The 15,114-nt window shown below is 65.3% G+C and carries 16 protein-coding genes and 1 pseudogene; 13 read left to right on the forward strand and 4 right to left on the reverse strand.

Annotated elements, in window-relative coordinates:
• The 3 genes from ACU0BR_RS05300 to ACU0BR_RS05310 form a co-directional block, all read left to right on the forward strand.
• Positions 1 to 566, forward strand: a 566-nt coding sequence (locus ACU0BR_RS05300; protein WP_446155804.1) for an AAA family ATPase, incomplete at its 5' end; no start/stop codon positions are given.
• 166 nt (positions 567 to 732) lie between these two features.
• Positions 733 to 1,116, forward strand: coding sequence for an NADH:ubiquinone oxidoreductase subunit NDUFA12 (locus ACU0BR_RS05305; protein ID WP_446155805.1), 384 nt, complete (start codon positions 733 to 735; stop codon positions 1,114 to 1,116).
• 16 nt (positions 1,117 to 1,132) lie between these two features.
• Positions 1,133 to 1,516 carry a DUF2155 domain-containing protein gene (locus ACU0BR_RS05310; RefSeq protein WP_446155806.1) on the forward strand — a complete coding sequence of 128 codons (384 nt, stop codon included), beginning with the start codon at positions 1,133 to 1,135 and terminating at the stop codon, positions 1,514 to 1,516.
• Here the strand turns inward: ACU0BR_RS05310 and aat are convergent.
• From aat to accB, 3 genes and pseudogenes are all read right to left on the reverse strand, one after another.
• Positions 1,459 to 2,109 carry a leucyl/phenylalanyl-tRNA--protein transferase gene (gene aat, locus ACU0BR_RS05315; protein ID WP_446155834.1) on the reverse strand — a complete coding sequence of 217 codons (651 nt, stop codon included), beginning with the start codon at positions 2,107 to 2,109 and terminating at the stop codon, positions 1,459 to 1,461. The two genes, ACU0BR_RS05310 and aat, sit on opposite strands and share 58 nt — an antisense overlap.
• Before the next feature lie 57 nt (positions 2,110 to 2,166).
• Positions 2,167 to 3,513: an acetyl-CoA carboxylase biotin carboxylase subunit gene (gene accC / locus ACU0BR_RS05320; protein ID WP_446155807.1), complete on the reverse strand. Its 1,347-nt coding sequence runs from the start codon at positions 3,511 to 3,513 to the stop codon at positions 2,167 to 2,169.
• A gap of 14 nt (positions 3,514 to 3,527) precedes the next feature.
• Positions 3,528 to 4,033 (reverse strand): annotated as a pseudogene (accB, locus tag ACU0BR_RS05325) (acetyl-CoA carboxylase biotin carboxyl carrier protein).
• 234 nt (positions 4,034 to 4,267) lie between these two features.
• On the opposite strand from accB, the gene ACU0BR_RS05330 reads away from it, so the two are divergent.
• Genes ACU0BR_RS05330 through preA form a run of 3 tightly spaced genes read left to right on the forward strand, consistent with a single transcriptional unit; the run spans position 4,268 to position 7,276 of the window.
• A complete protein-coding gene (locus ACU0BR_RS05330) occupies positions 4,268 to 5,614 on the forward strand; it encodes an NAD(P)-dependent oxidoreductase (protein ID WP_446155808.1) in 1,347 nt (448 codons plus the stop codon).
• Positions 5,611 to 5,982, forward strand: a complete 372-nt coding sequence (locus ACU0BR_RS05335; protein WP_446155809.1) for a DUF1428 domain-containing protein — start codon at positions 5,611 to 5,613, stop codon at positions 5,980 to 5,982. The genes ACU0BR_RS05330 and ACU0BR_RS05335 overlap by 4 nt, the downstream gene beginning before the upstream one ends.
• Complete coding sequence (preA, locus tag ACU0BR_RS05340) at positions 5,975 to 7,276, forward strand: NAD-dependent dihydropyrimidine dehydrogenase subunit PreA (RefSeq protein WP_446155810.1); 1,302 nt, start codon at positions 5,975 to 5,977, stop codon at positions 7,274 to 7,276. The genes ACU0BR_RS05335 and preA overlap by 8 nt, the downstream gene beginning before the upstream one ends.
• Positions 7,277 to 7,285: 9 nt before the next feature.
• Here preA and ACU0BR_RS05345 read toward each other — a convergent pair whose 3' ends face one another.
• Complete coding sequence (locus ACU0BR_RS05345) at positions 7,286 to 7,939, reverse strand: TetR family transcriptional regulator C-terminal domain-containing protein (protein WP_446155811.1); 654 nt, start codon at positions 7,937 to 7,939, stop codon at positions 7,286 to 7,288.
• Between the two features lie 187 nt (positions 7,940 to 8,126).
• On the opposite strand from ACU0BR_RS05345, the gene ACU0BR_RS05350 reads away from it, so the two are divergent.
• From ACU0BR_RS05350 to ACU0BR_RS05380, 7 genes are all read left to right on the forward strand, one after another.
• Positions 8,127 to 9,386, forward strand: a complete 1,260-nt coding sequence (locus ACU0BR_RS05350) for a Zn-dependent hydrolase (RefSeq protein WP_446155812.1) — start codon at positions 8,127 to 8,129, stop codon at positions 9,384 to 9,386.
• A gap of 145 nt (positions 9,387 to 9,531) precedes the next feature.
• Positions 9,532 to 10,992, forward strand: coding sequence for a dihydropyrimidinase (gene hydA, locus ACU0BR_RS05355; RefSeq protein WP_446155813.1), 1,461 nt, complete (start codon positions 9,532 to 9,534; stop codon positions 10,990 to 10,992).
• 5 nt (positions 10,993 to 10,997) lie between these two features.
• The gene (locus ACU0BR_RS05360) at positions 10,998 to 11,414 is read left to right on the forward strand and encodes a VOC family protein (RefSeq protein WP_446155814.1); all 417 of its coding nucleotides are present in this window, start codon (positions 10,998 to 11,000) and stop codon (positions 11,412 to 11,414) included.
• Positions 11,414 to 12,259 carry an ABC transporter ATP-binding protein gene (locus ACU0BR_RS05365; RefSeq protein ID WP_446155815.1) on the forward strand — a complete coding sequence of 282 codons (846 nt, stop codon included), beginning with the start codon at positions 11,414 to 11,416 and terminating at the stop codon, positions 12,257 to 12,259. The genes ACU0BR_RS05360 and ACU0BR_RS05365 overlap by 1 nt, the downstream gene beginning before the upstream one ends.
• Positions 12,260 to 12,346: 87 nt before the next feature.
• Positions 12,347 to 13,213: an ABC transporter permease gene (locus tag ACU0BR_RS05370; RefSeq protein ID WP_446155835.1), complete on the forward strand. Its 867-nt coding sequence runs from the start codon at positions 12,347 to 12,349 to the stop codon at positions 13,211 to 13,213.
• The gene (locus tag ACU0BR_RS05375; RefSeq protein ID WP_446155816.1) at positions 13,210 to 14,055 is read left to right on the forward strand and encodes an ABC transporter permease; all 846 of its coding nucleotides are present in this window, start codon (positions 13,210 to 13,212) and stop codon (positions 14,053 to 14,055) included. The genes ACU0BR_RS05370 and ACU0BR_RS05375 overlap by 4 nt, the downstream gene beginning before the upstream one ends.
• Positions 14,056 to 14,087: 32 nt before the next feature.
• A complete protein-coding gene (locus ACU0BR_RS05380; RefSeq protein WP_446155817.1) occupies positions 14,088 to 15,089 on the forward strand; it encodes an ABC transporter substrate-binding protein in 1,002 nt (333 codons plus the stop codon).
• Positions 15,090 to 15,114 lie beyond the last annotated feature (25 nt).

Genomic DNA, 15,114 nt, shown 5'->3' on the forward strand with positions numbered 1-15,114 from the left:
AGGTGGATACGACCAACATCCTGTTCATTTGCGGCGGCGCCTTCGCGGGTCTGGAAAAGATCATCGCGCAGCGCGGCAAGGGCAGCGCCATCGGCTTCGGCGCCGACGTGCGCGACGACGAGAAGAAGGGCATCGGAGAGACCTTCCGCAGCCTGGAACCCGAGGATCTGCTGAAATTCGGTCTGATCCCGGAATTCGTCGGTCGCCTGCCCGTCATCGCGACGCTTGAAGATCTGGACAGCGCGGCGCTGATCACCATCCTGACGCAGCCAAAGAACGCGTTGGTGAAGCAGTACCAGCGTCTGTTCGAACTCGAGGACGCGCAGCTGACCTTTACCGACGACGCGCTGTCGGCGATCGCCGATCGCGCCATTGCCCGAAAGACCGGCGCGCGGGGTCTGCGTTCGATCATGGAGGATATCCTGCTGGACACGATGTTCGAATTGCCGGGCATGGATGATGTGGAAGAGGTTGTCGTCAACGAAGAGGCCGTGACCTCCGACGCCAATCCGCTGCTGATCTATTCGGACCGCAAGAAGGAAGACAAGCCGGTGTCTGTCGGATAAGTCCGCGGCCGAGGGAACATTGAAAACGCCGGGCTTTGTCCCGGCGTTTTTCGTGGGCACCGCCGCCTTGGGCGCCTGTCCGCGCGACGGCGGTGCCGATGCGCTTGGCTCTGGACCTCGCGCCGCTCATCCGGCATACAGCGATCAGTTGGACCGGAGGGGTTGCATGGCTTTCAAGAACACTCTGCTGCGCGCGATTACCTGGTGGCACGGGCAATCATTGGGCACCCAATTGTTTACCAAACGTCGCGGGAAGCAGGTCGGCGAAGACGCCGAAGGCAACCTCTTTTACCAGACCGCCGATGGCAAGCGCCGCTGGGTGATCTATTCAGGCGAACCCGAGGCAAGCCGTGTGTCGCCCGAATGGCACGGCTGGCTGCATTTCACTTGGCAAGAGCCCCCCACCGAAGTGCCGCTTTTGCATAAGCCCTGGGAAAAGCCGCATGTCGCCAATCTGACCGGCACGCCGCTGGCATATGCGCCCGAAGGTTCGATCCGCCGGGAGCACCCGCTGGAGCGCCGCGATTACGAAGCCTGGCAACCTGAGTGAGCGTGAGGACTGAGTGATGCGAGTGGTGTTTGTCCTGGGGGTTGCCGCATTGACGCTGGCCCAGCCGCTGAGCGCGCAGGAGGTCACGCAGGGCCTCGGCGCTAGTTTGCGCGCGCTTGACAAGGTGTCCGGCGAGACGCGGGATTTCGAGCTGAGCAGCGGCGAGGCCGCGACTTACGGCCGCCTGCGCATCGAGCTCGAGGAATGTCGCTACCCCACCGAGGACCCTTCCTCCAACGCCTATGCCCTGCTGAACATCGCGCAGGAAGGCAAGCGCGACGTCGAATTCTCGGGCTGGATGGTCGCGGGCAGCCCCGGCCTGAATGCGCTCGACGATCCGCGCTATGATGTCTGGGTATTGCGCTGCAAGACCTCCGAGGGGGTCTCGACCGCCAATTGAGCGTCGAAGCGCCCCGGCAGCCGCAGCGCGTGGTTCAGCCGGGCATGATACGTGTCCCGGTCGATTTCCTGCGCGCCCATCGATAGCAGATGCCCCGTGGTGAATTGCGTGTCGAAGAGGCGGAAGCCGCAGCCGATCAGCCGACTGCACAGGTAGGCCAGGGCGATCTTCGAGGCGTCGGTGCGCCGCGAGAACATGCTTTCCCCGAAAAACGCGCCGCCGATGGACAGGCCGTAGATCCCGCCGACCAGCTCCGCATCGTCCCATACCTCGATGGAATGGGCGTGGCCGCCGCGGTGCAGGTCGATGAAGGTCCGGCAGATCTCGGCGTTGATCCAGGTGGCCTCGCGGTCGGCGCAGCCGTTCAGGACGCCCGCGAAATCCTTGTCGAAACTGATCTTGAAGGGCTGCTTGCGAATTTTGCGCGCGAGCGAGCGCGAAATGTGCAGCCCCGGCAGCGGCAGGATACCGCGATGTTCCGGGTTCACCCAGAAGATGTGCGGATCGTCCCGGGCCTCGGCCATGGGAAAGATCCCGAGGGCGTAGGCTTCCAGCAACAGATGCGGTGACAGGACCGTCAAGCGAGGGACCATTTTCATACGGTTGAGCGGGGTCCGGGCCACCGGATGCGGCCCGGGCCGGTCATGAACCTATTCCAGATGGGTTTCCAGCCAGTGTTCCAGCCAATGGATGTCGTAGTCGCCCTGCTGGATGTCGGGCTCCTTCAGCAGGGCCTCGAACAGGGGAACGGTGGTGTGCACGCCATCCACGATCAACTCGCCCAAAGCCCGGTGCAACCGCGCGAGCGCCTCGGGCCGGTCGCGGCCGTGGACGATCAGCTTGCCGATCAGGCTGTCGTAATAGGGCGGGATCGAATAGCCGTCATAAAGCGCCGAATCGATCCGCACGCCCAGCCCGCCGGGGGCGTGATACTGGGTGATGCGGCCCGGACAGGGCGCGAAATTCGGCAGCTTTTCGGCGTTGATGCGCACCTCGAGGGCATGGCCCCTGGGCGTCAGCTCCTCCTGAACGAAGGACATCGGCAGTCCGGCCGCCACGCGGATCTGTTCGCGCACCAGATCGACACCGAAGACGGCTTCGGTCACGGGGTGTTCGACTTGCAGGCGGGTGTTCATCTCGATGAAAAAGAACTCGCCGTTTTCATAGAGGAACTCGACCGTTCCGGCGCCCGCATAGTTGATGTCGGCCATTGCCTTGGCGCAGGTCTCGCCGATGCGTGCGCGGGTTTCGGCGTCGATGACCGGGCCGGGAGCCTCTTCCAGCACTTTCTGGTGGCGCCGCTGCAGCGAACAGTCGCGCTCCCCCAGGTGGACGGCGCGGCCCTTGCCGTCGCCGAAGACCTGAATTTCGATGTGGCGCGGCTTGCCCAGGTATTTTTCCAGATAGACCTCGGCGTTGCCGAAGGCGGCCTTGCCTTCGGACCGGGCGGTGCGGAACGCCTCATCCAGTTCGGCCGCGCTGCGCGCCAGTTTCATGCCGCGCCCGCCGCCGCCGGCGGTAGCCTTGATGATGACCGGGTAGCCGATCTCCTCCGCGACGCTGCGCGCGGTTTCCAGATCGGGCACGCCGCCGTCGGAGCCGGGCACGCAGGGCACGCCCAGGGCCTTCATCGTGTCCTTGGCGGTGATCTTGTCGCCCATGATGCGGATATGTTCCGACGAGGGGCCGATGAAGGTGATGCCGTGATCTTCGAGGATCTGCACGAAGTTCTGGTTTTCCGACAGGAATCCATAGCCCGGATGGATCGCCTGCGCGCCGGTGATCTCACAGGCCGAGACGATGGCCGACACCCGCAGGTAGCTTTCCGTGCCGGCGGGCGGCCCGATGCAGACGGCTTCGTCGGCCATGCGCACGTGCATCGCATCCGCGTCGGCGGTGGAATGCACCGCGACCGAGCGGATACCCATTTCGCGGCAGGCACGGATGACGCGCAGGGCGATCTCGCCCCGGTTGGCGATCAGGATCTTGTCGAACATTTTGGCCCCGCCGGTCACTCTATGATCATCAGCGGCGCGCCGAATTCAACGGGCGTGCCGTCTTCGATCAGGATGCGCTTCACGGTTCCCGCGAGCGTGGCGGGAATCTGGTTCATGGTCTTCATGGCCTCGATGATCAGCAGCGTCTGCCCCTCGGCCACCTTGTCACCGATCGACACGAAGGCGGGCGTTCCCGGTTCCGCCTGGAGATAGACGGTGCCGACCATCGGCGATGTCACGGCGCCGGGGTGCTGCGCCGGGTCGTCGGGCTGATCGGGCCCGGGCTGCGCGGGGGCCGGGCCTGCGTGGCGGGCGCGGCCGCCGGTGCGGGTGTCGCGGGCGCGGCCGGGGGGGCGTAGACCTGCGCCGAAACCTCCTTGCGGCGCGATACGCGCACCTTGAGGCTGTCGTCCTCGCCGAAATCGCGGCGCACCTCGAGTTCGGTCAAATCATTTGCGCTCAACAATTCTGCGAGCGCCTGGATGAATGCAACATCCGCGTCGTGGTCGTGTTTGGTCATGCCGGTCCTCGATCGGTCGTTCCGCCCGTCTCTTGCGGGCCTGCCCAGAGTTTTGGCGCTTATACGCCAGCCGATGCCGCAAGGAAAGGCTTCGTGTTTGCCTGTGCGGCCGCCGCGTCCGGCTGCCCCGGACGGCTGCGCGCAAAATCGGCCACGCCGATAATTTACCATTTGATAAAAAATCGGACCCGTGGCAGGCTTTTGCAAATGCAAGACGCGGCGGGGGGACGGTTCATGCGCAACGAAACACAGACTCCGGGCATCGTGGGCGGCAGGTTGCCCGCCCAGGCCTATGAGGCCAATTTCACCGATCTTCACCCGCCGCTGACCGCGCATGAGGCCGCCGTGGCCGCCGACCGCTGCTATTTCTGTTTCGATGCGCCCTGCGTGACGGCCTGTCCGACAGATATCGACATTCCGCTGTTCATCCGGCAGATCCAGGCCGATCAGCCCGCCGCCGCCGCACGGACGATTTTCGACCAGAACATCCTGGGCGGGATCTGTGCGCGCGTCTGCCCGACCGAAACGCTGTGCGAGCAGGCCTGCGTGCGCGAAACGGCCGAGGGGCGCCCGGTGGAAATCGGGCGATTGCAACGCTTTGCCACCGATACGCTGATGCACGCGGGGGTGCATCCGTTCACGCGCGCGCCCGCGACGGGGCGGCGTGTGGCGGTGGTGGGCGCGGGTCCTGCGGGACTGTCCTGCGCGCATCGTCTGGCGCTGCGTGGCCATGACGTGGTGCTTTTCGATGCGCGCGCCAAGCCGGGCGGGCTGAACGAATTCGGCATCGCCGCCTACAAGACCCCCGGCGGTTTCGCCCGGGCCGAGATCGACTGGCTGATGCAGATCGGCGGGATCGAGCTGCGCATGGGGCAGGCCCTGGGCGGCGAGCTTGCGCTTGACGCGTTGCGTGGCGCATTCGATGCGGTGTTCCTGTCGATCGGGCTTGGCGGCGTCAATGTGTTGGCCGATCAGGACGAAGCCGGACAGAATGTCGGACCGGCCACCGATTTCATCGCGACGTTGCGCCAGTCGGCGGATCTGGCCGAGCTGCCGGTGGGGCGTCACGTTGTGGTGATCGGCGGCGGCATGACGGCGGTGGATGCGGCGGTGCAATCGCGGCTGCTGGGCGCGGAGACTGTCACCATCGTCTATCGCCGCGCGCAGGAAGACATGGCCGCCTCGCGCCATGAGCAAGAGCTGGCGACCGCGCGCGGCGTGCGGCTGATCTGCAATGCGCGGCCCGTGCGCGTGCTGGGCAACGGCGCGGTGCGCGAGGTGGAATTCGAATATACGCGCGAGGGCCCGTCGGGCCTCGAGGGCACCGGCGAGCGTTTTCGCCTGCCCGCCGATCAGGTCTTCACCGCGATCGGCCAGACGCTCGAAGCGCCGCCCAAGGGCGTGGCGCTGTCGGGTCGCAAGATCGCGGTGGATGCGCAGGGGCGCACATCCGTCGCAGGTGTCTGGGCGGGGGGCGACTGTGCGGCGGGGGGCGACGATCTGACCGTCACCGCCGTGGCCGAGGGGCGCGACGCTGCCGAGGATATCGACAGGACGCTGCGCGAAGGGGCCGGTTCATGAGCTATATCATGTGTTACGTCGCCGCCGTGAAGACCGCCCGCAAGGCCGATTATGCGGCCCATTCCAGGCGTGCGGCGCAGGTCTTTCGCGCGCATGGCGCGATCCGCGTCGTCGAATGCTGGGGCGATGCGGTGCCCGAGGGGGCGGTCACATCCTTTCCGCTGGCCGTCCGGGCTGAGCCCGACGAGACCGTCGTGCTTGGCTGGCAGGAATGGCCCGACCGCGCCACGCATCAGGCCAACATCGAGAACGCGATGAAAGACCCGCGGCTGCGCGAGGGCGGCAAGATGCCCTTCGACGGCAAGCGGATGATCTACGCGGGGTTCGACACCCTCGTCGACATGCAGGGAGACGACGACAATGGCTGATCTTTCGACCACCTTTCTTGGCATCCGCTCGCCCAATCCCTTCTGGCTGGCCTCGGCGCCGCCCACGGACAAGGAATACAACGTCCGCCGCGCGTTCCAGGCGGGCTGGGGCGGCGTGGTGTGGAAGACGCTGGGGCTGGACCCGCATGTCGTCAACGTCAACGGGCCGCGCTATGGGGTGATCCACGGCGCCGACCGGCGGGTGCTGGGGATCAACAACATCGAGCTGATCACCGACCGCCCGCTGGAGGTCAACCTGCGCGAGATCAAGGCGGTGAAGCGCGATTATCCCGACCGCGCCGTCATCGTCAGCCTGATGGTGCCTTGCGAGGAATGGGCGTGGAAGCAGATCCTGCCGCTGGTCGAGGATACCGGCGCCGACGGGATCGAGCTGAACTTCGGCTGCCCGCATGGGATGAGCGAGCGCGGCATGGGCGCGGCCGTGGGACAGGTGCCCGAATACATCGAGATGGTCGCGCGCTGGTGCAAGGCCAACACGCGGATGCCGGTGATCGTCAAGCTGACGCCCAACATCACCGACATCCGCCAGCCCGCCCGCGCGGCGCAGGCGGGCGGGGCGGATGCGGTATCGCTGATCAACACGATCAGCTCGATCACCTCGGTCAACCTCGACAGTTTCTCGCCCGAACCCTCGATCGACGGCAAGGGCAGCCACGGCGGCTATTGCGGGCAGGCGGTCAAGCCCATCGCGCTGAACATGGTGGCCGAGATCGCGCGCGATGCGCAGACCGCGGGCCTGCCGATCAGCGGCATCGGCGGGGTGACCACCTGGCGCGATGCGGCGGAATTCATGGCGCTGGGATGCGGCACGGTGCAGGTCTGCACCGCCGCGATGACCTATGGTTTCCGCATCATTGAGGAGCTGACGGCAGGGCTGTCGGGCTGGATGGAGGACAAGGGCTACAGCCGCACCGAGGAATTCGTGGGCCGCGCGGTGCCCAATGTCACGGACTGGCAGTATCTGAACCTCAACTACGTCGCTAAGGCGCGCATCGATCAGGCCGCCTGCATCAAATGCGGCCGCTGCTACGCCGCCTGCGAGGACACCAGCCACCAGGCCATCGCGATGAAGGAGGGCCGGGTGTTCGAGGTGATCGACGCCGAATGCGTCGCCTGCAACCTTTGCGTCAACGTCTGCCCGGTCGAGGGTTGCATCACCATGGAGCCGATGGCGGCGGGTCAGACCGACCCGCGCACCGGCCGCCGGGTGGAGCCGCGTTACGCCAATTGGACGACGCACCCCAACAATCCGGCGGCGCAGGCGGCGGAATGAGCCTTGCGCTTAGGCCCGCGGCGGCGGCTGGGGGGTCAGCAGGCGCGAGAAAAGCTGGTCGAGGAACTGTTCCGCCCCGTCGAAGGGGTCTTCGCCGCCCAGGATCGCGCGTACCTGCACGTCGAAGTCGGCGTAATGCTGGGTCATCGCCCAGATCGAGAAGATAAGGTGATAGGGATGCACCCGCGCCAGCCTGCCCTGATCGACCCAATTCTGAATCACCGCGGCCTTTTCATCGACCAGCCTTTTCAGATCATGCTGCAAATGGTCGGAAATGCGCGGCGCACCTTGCAAAACCTCATTCGCGAACAGCCTGCTTTCCTTGGGTTTCTCGCGGCTCATCGCCAGTTTCGCGCGGACGTAGCGCATCAGCTCCTCGCGCGGATCGCCGGCCGGGTCGAGCGCGCGCAGCGGGGCCAGCCAGTTCTTCATCAGCGCCGACAGCAGCGCGACGTGGATGGCCTCTTTCGAGGGGAAATAATAAAGCAGGTTGGGCTTCGAGAGGCCTGCCTCCTGCGAGATCTGATCGAGGGTCGAGCCGCGAAAGCCGTGCGCGGAAAACACATCCAGCCCCGCGCGCAGGATCGTGGCCCGGTTGCGCTTCTGGATGCGCGTCATCGGCGCGTCACCGGCCCCGGCGGTCGGAGGGGTCGCATCATCCATGGCGGCACGCGCGCCGACAGCTGCCCGAATTGGAGGCCCGCGTGCCGCGTTTCGCGGCGGGGCGCGATTCATCCAACGACGCCGGTGGAAAATATTGACTGACTATCATGCTCTGCTAGCGTGTTCTTGACCAACTGGTCAAAGCAGCAGACCCCATTCACGCCCTGCTGTCCAGAAGGAGTTGCCGATGACCCATTCCCCTACCTTTCCCGGAGAGAACCTGAAAATCAATGGTGATCGCCTGTGGAACAGCCTGATGGAGATGGCCCGTATCGGGCCGGGCGTGGCGGGCGGCAACAATCGCCAGACCCTGACGGACGAAGACGCCGAGGGGCGCGCGCTGTTCCAGACCTGGTGCCGGGAGGCCGGGCTCACCATGGGGGTCGACCGGATGGGCAACATGTTCGCAAGCCGCGCGGGCACGGACCCCGACGCGCTGCCGGTCTATGTGGGCAGCCATCTCGACACGCAGCCCACGGGCGGCAAATACGACGGCGTTCTGGGCGTTCTGGGCGGGTTGGAGATCATCCGTACCCTCAACGATCTGGATATCCGCACGCGCCACCCGATCGTGGTGACCAACTGGACCAACGAGGAGGGCACGCGTTTCGCCCCCGCGATGCTGGCCTCGGGCGTGTTTGCCGGGGTGCACAGCCAGGACTGGGCCTATGCGCGCGAGGACGCGGGGGGCAAGCGCTTCGGCGATGAGCTCAAGCGGATCGGATGGCAGGGCGAGGAGGAGGTCGGCAGCCGCAAGATGCACGCCTTCTTCGAGCTGCACATCGAGCAGGGCCCGATCCTGGAAGCCGAAGACAAGCAGATCGGCATCGTGACCCATGGGCAGGGGCTGAGCTGGACGCAGGTGACCCTCACCGGCAAGGACGCGCACACCGGCTCGACGCCGATGCCGATGCGGCGCAACGCAGGTCTGGGCATGGCGCGGGTGCTGGAAGCGGTCGACCGTATCGCCTTTGCCCATGCGCCCGATGCCGTCGGCGCCGCGGGCCACATCGAGGTTTTTCCCAACAGCCGCAATGTGATACCCGGCAAGGCCGTGTTCACCGTCGATTTCCGCAGCCCGGATCTGGAGGTGATCCGCCAGATGGAGCAGCAGCTTGAGGAAGCGGCCGGAAAAATATGTGACGATATGGGCTTGCAGGTCGAGTTTGAGAAAGTGGGTGGATTTGATCCCGTCGAATTCGACGCGGGCTGTGTCGGGGCGCTGCGCCGCGCGGCCGAGCGGTTGGGCTATTCGCACCGCGATCTGATTTCGGGCGCGGGGCACGATGCCTGCTGGATCAACCGCGTCGCACCTGCCGCGATGGTGATGTGCCCCTGCGTCGACGGGCTGAGCCATAACGAGGCAGAGGAAATTACCAGGGACTGGGCCACGGCGGGCGCCGAGGTGTTGCTGCATGCCGTGGTGGAAACCGCGGAGATCGTCTGAGGCAGGCCTAGAGGCCCCGAGGCCCGGAGGCCCTGTGGCCCTGAGGCCGGGGGCGCCGCCCCCGGAGCCCCCGGGGATATTTTCGACCAGAAGAACCGCCGCACAAGCAGCAAGGGCGGCGGTGAGCGTCAAGGGAGGAACGGCGATGAGCAAGGTCATCAAGGGCGGCACGGTCTGCACCGCGGACCGCAGCTGGCAGGCGGATGTGCTGATCGAGGGGGAGGTGATCCGCGCGATCGGCGAGGATCTGAAAGGCGACAGCTATATCGACGCCGAAGGCGCCTATGTCATCCCGGGCGGCATCGATCCGCACACGCATCTGGAAATGCCGTTCATGGGCACCACGGCGGCGGAAACCTTCGAAAGCGGCACCTGGGCCGCGGCGGCCGGGGGAACGACGATGCTGGTGGACTTCTGCCTGCCGGGGGCGGATGGCTCGATCAGGAACGCGATCCACGAATGGCACCGCAAATCGGCGCCGCAGATCTGTTCGGACATCGGCTATCACATGGCTGTGACGGGGTGGAACGAAAGCGTTTTCAATGAGATGAAGGACGCCGTTGAGATGGGCGTCAATTCTTTCAAGCATTTCATGGCCTATAAGGGTGCGCTGATGATCGAGGATGACGAAATGTTCGCCTCGTTCAACCGCTGCCGCGAGCTGGGCGCGCTGCCGATGGTGCATGCCGAAAACGGCGATCTGGTGTTCGAGATGCAGGCGCAGATGCTGGCCAAGGGCATCACCGGCCCCGAGGGCCACGCCTATTCCCGCCCGCCCGAATTCGAGGGTGAGGCCGCCAACCGCGCCATCACCATCGCCGATGCCGCCGGTGTGCCGCTTTATATCGTGCATGTGAGCTGCGAGCAGGCGCATGAGGCAATCCGCCGTGCGCGCCAGAAGGGGATGCGCGTCTATGGCGAGCCGCTGATCCAGTTTCTGACGCTCGATGAGAGCGAATATTTCGACAAGGATTGGGACCATGCCGCGCGCCGGGTGATGAGCCCGCCGTTCCGCTCGAAGGCGCATCAGGACGGGCTGTGGGCCGGGTTGCAGGCCGGATCGCTTCAGGTGGTGGCGACCGATCATGCCGCCTTCTCGACCGAGCAGAAGCGCATGGGGCGTGACGATTTCACCAAGATTCCAAACGGATCCAACGGGTTGGAGGAGCGCCTTGCAGTGCTTTGGACGCGGGGGGTGGAGACCGGGCGGCTGACGCCGAACGAGTTCGTTGCGGCAACTTCAACGAATGTTGCCAAGATATTGAACATATACCCTAAAAAGGGCGCAATTGTGGAGGGTGCCGACGCCGATATCGTGGTCTGGGATCCGAAGATCACCAAGACGATCAGCGCGTCGAACCATCATTCCGTGCTGGATTACAACGTCTTCGAAGGCTTCGAGGTGCAGGCGCAAAGCCGCTTTACCCTCAGCCGCGGCGAGGTGATCTGGGCCTGGGGACAGAACAGCCAGCCCAACCCGGGACGCGGCAGGTTCGTGCCGCGCCCGCCGTTCCCCTCGGCGCATCGGGCGCTGAGCAAGTGGAAGGCGCTCAACACGCCGCGTCAGATCGCGCGCGATCCGCTGAATATTCCGGCCGGGGTGTGATCGCCATGCCGATGCCGGACCCGCCGCAAGCCGTTCTGGAAACCGCGCTTTACGTCGACGATCTGGAAGAGGCCGCGCGGTTCTACGCCGAGGTGATCGGCCTGGAGGAGGTGCAGCGCGTGCCGGGGCGCCATGTGTTTTTCGGCTGCGGATCGGGGATGGTGCTGTTGTTCGATCCGCAGGCAAGCGCCCGGCCCTCCAGCGGGCTGCCGGTGCCCGTGCATGGCGCGCGGGGGCCTGGGCACATGTGTTTCCGTGTGTCCGGTCCGGCGCTGGAGGGCTGGGTTCAGTGGTTTGCGCAGCGGGAGGTGCCGATCGAAGCGGATTTCCATTGGCCGAACGGCGCACGCTCGATCTATCTTCGCGATCCTTCGGGGAATTCCATCGAGATCTCCGAGGCCAAATTATGGGGGCGGCCGTGATGAGGGCGCAGAAAGACCTCGCGCGGTTTGTAAATGTCGAGGGGGAGCGCGTTGAAAATAAGGAAAATTCAAGTGTCGACTCTGCCATCCTAGCGCGCGGGCTCGACCTGACGTTCCAGACCGCCGACGGCCCGGTTCAGGCCCTCAGTGATATTGATCTGGAGATCGGCAAGGGCGATTTCGTCAGCTTCATCGGGCCCTCGGGCTGCGGCAAGACCACGCTTTTGCGCGTCATCGCGGCGCTGGAGGAGCCGACGGGCGGGCAGATCAGCGTCAATGGCATGTCGCCGGATGCCGCGCGGCGGGCGCGGGCCTATGGCTATGTGTTCCAGGCGGCGGGGCTTTATCCCTGGCGCACCATCGCGGGCAACATTCGCCTGCCGCTGGAAATCATGGGGTTTTCCAAAAGCGAGCAGATCCGCCGCACCGAGCAGGTGCTTGAACTGGTGGAACTTTCCGGATTTGCGCGCAAGTTTCCCTGGCAGCTGTCGGGCGGTATGCAGCAGCGCGCCTCGATCGCGCGGGCGCTGGCCTTCGATGCCGATATCCTGCTGATGGATGAGCCCTTTGGCGCGCTGGACGAAATCGTGCGCGACCATCTGAACGAACAGCTTCTGGCGCTTTGGGCGCGCACCGGCAAGACCATCGCCTTTGTTACCCACTCGATCCCCGAAGCCGTCTATCTGTCGACGAAAATCGTGGTGATGTCGCCGCGCCCCGGTCGGATCAGCGATGTGATCGAAAGCCCGTTGCCGCGCGCGCGACCGCTGGAAATCCGCGACAGTCCCGAATTCATCGAGGTGGCGCATCGCGTCCGCGAAGGATTGAGGGCCGGGCATGGGTGAGCGGCGATGAGCGCGCAGGACCATAGTGCCGCCGCACCGGGCGCGGGGATCGGTGTGACCGGGGCGATGTTGCGCAGCGCCCGGCGGATGGGCGGCGCGGCTTTGCCGGTGATCGCGGTGATCTGTGCGCTGCTGGTGATCTGGTACGCCGCCGCGGTGGGCATGAACGCGGCCTGGGCGCGCGATCAGGCGGCGCGGCAGGACCGCACGCTGTCGATCACGCAGCTGGTCGCAGAGACCTGGTCGCAGGACCGCCCGCGCCTGCCCGTACCGCATCAGGTCGGCGCCGAGCTGTGGAACACCACGGTGGGCAAGCCCGTCACCTCCAAGCGCAGCCTGATCTACCACGGCTGGATCACCCTTTCGGCCACCTTGCTGGGGTTCGCCCTGGGCGCGGTGGCCGGCATCGTGCTGGCGGTGGGCATCGTGCACAGCCGCGCGATGGACATGAGCGTCATGCCCTGGGCCATCGCCAGCCAGACCATCCCGATCCTGGCCATCGCGCCGATGATCATCGTGGTGATGAATTCGCTGGGCATTCAGGGGCTGTTGCCCAAGGCGATCATCTCGGCCTATCTCAGCTTTTTTCCGGTGGTGGTCGGCATGGTCAAGGGCCTGCGCAGCCCCGATGCGATGCAGCTTGATCTGCTGCGCACCTATGGCGCCAATGCCTGGCAGGGGCTGATCAAGCTGCGGCTGCCGGCCTCGATGCCCTATCTCTTTGCCTCGCTCAAGGTTGGGGTCGCGGCCAGCCTGGTCGGCGCCATCGTCGGAGAGCTGCCGACAGGGGCCGTGCGCGGTCTGGGCGCGCGGCTGCTGGCAGGAAGCTATTACGGGCAGACGGTGCAGATCTGGTCGGCGCTGCTGGGTGCGGCGGTTCTGGCGGCGCTGCTGGTGGGGGCGATCGGGCTGGTGCAGCGGGTCACGCTGCGCCGCATGGGGTTCACGCGATGATCTGGGTTGTCGGGGCACTGGTGTTCTGGGCGCTGGCCTGGGCGGTGAACGCGCGGCTTGCGGCATCGGACGCCGCGTCGCGCCGCTGGGTCCGGCTGCTGGTGCCGGGGCTGTTCGGCCTGGCCGTTCTGGTGCTGTGGGAAGGCGTGGTGCGCGGCCTGCAGGTGCCCGGTGTGATCCTGCCGCCGCCCTCTGCCATCGGGGCGCGGTTTGCCGGCAGCCTGCCGATCCTCTGGGTCGACTTCGTGCAGACCTTTGTGAAAGGGGCGTTGACGGGCTATCTGATGGGCTGTGCGGCGGCGATCGCGGTGGCGGTGCTGATCGACCGCTCGCCGTTCTTGCAACGCGGGCTGCTGCCGGTGGGAAATTTCATCGCGGCGCTGCCGATCATCGGCACGGCGCCCATCCTGGTGATGTGGTTCGGCTTTGACTGGCAGTCGAAGGCGGCCGTGGTCGTGGTGATGGTGTTCTTTCCGATGCTGGTGAACACGGTGCAGGGGCTGGCGGCCTCGGATGCGATGCAGCGCGATCTGATGCGCACCTATGCGGCCGGCTATTGGCAGACGCTCTGGCGGCTGCGGCTGCCCGCGGCGATGCCGTTCATCTTCAACGGGCTCAAGATTTCGACCACGCTGGCGCTGATCGGGGCGATCGTGGCGGAATTCTTCGGCTCGCCGATCCGGGGCATGGGATTTCGCATCTCGACCGAGGTGGGGCGGCTCGGGCTCGACATGGTCTGGGCAGAGATCACTGTTGCCGCAATCGCGGGCTCGGCGTTCTATGGGATCATCGCGCTGATCGAAAAGGGCGTGACATTCTGGCACCCGTCGCAGCGGATTTGACAGAATACAACGAAAACAAGGAGGTAATTGATATGAAGCTGAATTTCAACGGATTGCGGGGCGCCGCCTGGGCCACAGCGATGAGCCTGGGCGCGGGCATGGCGCAGGCGGCGGACGATGTGACACTGCAATTGAAATGGGTCACGCAGGCCCAATTCGCGGGCTATTACGTGGCAAAGGACAAGGGCTTCTATGACGAAGAGGATCTGAACGTCACCATCAAGCCGGGCGGTCCCGACATCGCGCCCACCCAGGTGATCGCAGGCGGCGGCGCGGATGTGGTCGTCGAATGGATGCCGGCCGCCCTGGCCGCGCGGGAAAAGGGGTTGCCGCTGGTCAATATCGCGCAGCCGTTCAAGGCTTCGGGCATGATGCTGACCTGCCTCAAGGAATCGGGTGTGACGGGCCCGGAGGATTTCCCCGGCCGGACCCTGGGCGTGTGGTTTTTCGGCAATGAATATCCGTTCCTCAGCTGGATGAGCAGCCTCGATATCCCGACCGAGGGCGGCGACAAGGGGGTCGAGGTGCTCAAGCAGGGGTTCAACGTCGACCCCTTGCTGCAAAAGCAGGCCGATTGCATTTCGACCATGACCTACAACGAATATTGGCAGGTGATCGACGCGGGCATCCCGGCCGAGGATCTGGTGACCTTCAAATATGAGGATCAGGGCGTCGCGACGCTGGAGGACGGGCTCTACGTGCTGGAGGACAAGCTGGCCGACCCTGCCTTCAAGGACAAGATGGTCCGCTTTGTCCGTGCTTCGATGAAGGGCTGGAAATATGCTGAGGCCAATCCCGATGAGGCCGCGGAGATCGTGCTGGAAAACGACGACACCGGCGCGCAGACCGAAAAGCATCAAAAACGCATGATGGAAGAGGTCGCCAAGCTGACCGCCGGATCGAACGGCGCCTTGTCCGAGGAAGATTACCAGCGCACCGTCGACACGCTGTTGGGTGGCGGGTCCGACCCGGTCATCACGAAAGAGCCGCAGGGCGCCTGGACGGCCGAGATCACCGACAAGGCGTTGAAATAAGGCGCGGACCTTGCGTCATCCTTGC

The sequence above is a fragment of the Brevirhabdus sp. genome (assembly GCF_052826345.1).

Excerpts from the sequence above, each read along its gene's own strand:
- ACU0BR_RS05305 (WP_446155805.1), top strand. The coding sequence starts at position 733 with ATGGCTTTCAAGAACACTCTGCTGCGCGCGATTACCTGGTGGCACGGG.
- ACU0BR_RS05310 (WP_446155806.1), top strand. The coding sequence starts at position 1,133 with ATGCGAGTGGTGTTTGTCCTGGGGGTTGCCGCATTGACGCTGGCCCAG.
- aat (WP_446155834.1), bottom strand. The coding sequence starts at position 2,109 with ATGGTCCCTCGCTTGACGGTCCTGTCACCGCATCTGTTGCTGGAAGCC.
- accC (WP_446155807.1), bottom strand. The coding sequence starts at position 3,513 with ATGTTCGACAAGATCCTGATCGCCAACCGGGGCGAGATCGCCCTGCGC.
- ACU0BR_RS05330 (WP_446155808.1), top strand. The coding sequence starts at position 4,268 with ATGCGCAACGAAACACAGACTCCGGGCATCGTGGGCGGCAGGTTGCCC.
- ACU0BR_RS05335 (WP_446155809.1), top strand. The coding sequence starts at position 5,611 with ATGAGCTATATCATGTGTTACGTCGCCGCCGTGAAGACCGCCCGCAAG.
- preA (WP_446155810.1), top strand. The coding sequence starts at position 5,975 with ATGGCTGATCTTTCGACCACCTTTCTTGGCATCCGCTCGCCCAATCCC.
- ACU0BR_RS05345 (WP_446155811.1), bottom strand. The coding sequence starts at position 7,939 with ATGGATGATGCGACCCCTCCGACCGCCGGGGCCGGTGACGCGCCGATG.
- ACU0BR_RS05350 (WP_446155812.1), top strand. The coding sequence starts at position 8,127 with ATGACCCATTCCCCTACCTTTCCCGGAGAGAACCTGAAAATCAATGGT.
- hydA (WP_446155813.1), top strand. The coding sequence starts at position 9,532 with ATGAGCAAGGTCATCAAGGGCGGCACGGTCTGCACCGCGGACCGCAGC.
- ACU0BR_RS05360 (WP_446155814.1), top strand. The coding sequence starts at position 10,998 with ATGCCGATGCCGGACCCGCCGCAAGCCGTTCTGGAAACCGCGCTTTAC.
- ACU0BR_RS05365 (WP_446155815.1), top strand. The coding sequence starts at position 11,414 with ATGAGGGCGCAGAAAGACCTCGCGCGGTTTGTAAATGTCGAGGGGGAG.
- ACU0BR_RS05370 (WP_446155835.1), top strand. The coding sequence starts at position 12,347 with ATGGGCGGCGCGGCTTTGCCGGTGATCGCGGTGATCTGTGCGCTGCTG.
- ACU0BR_RS05375 (WP_446155816.1), top strand. The coding sequence starts at position 13,210 with ATGATCTGGGTTGTCGGGGCACTGGTGTTCTGGGCGCTGGCCTGGGCG.
- ACU0BR_RS05380 (WP_446155817.1), top strand. The coding sequence starts at position 14,088 with ATGAAGCTGAATTTCAACGGATTGCGGGGCGCCGCCTGGGCCACAGCG.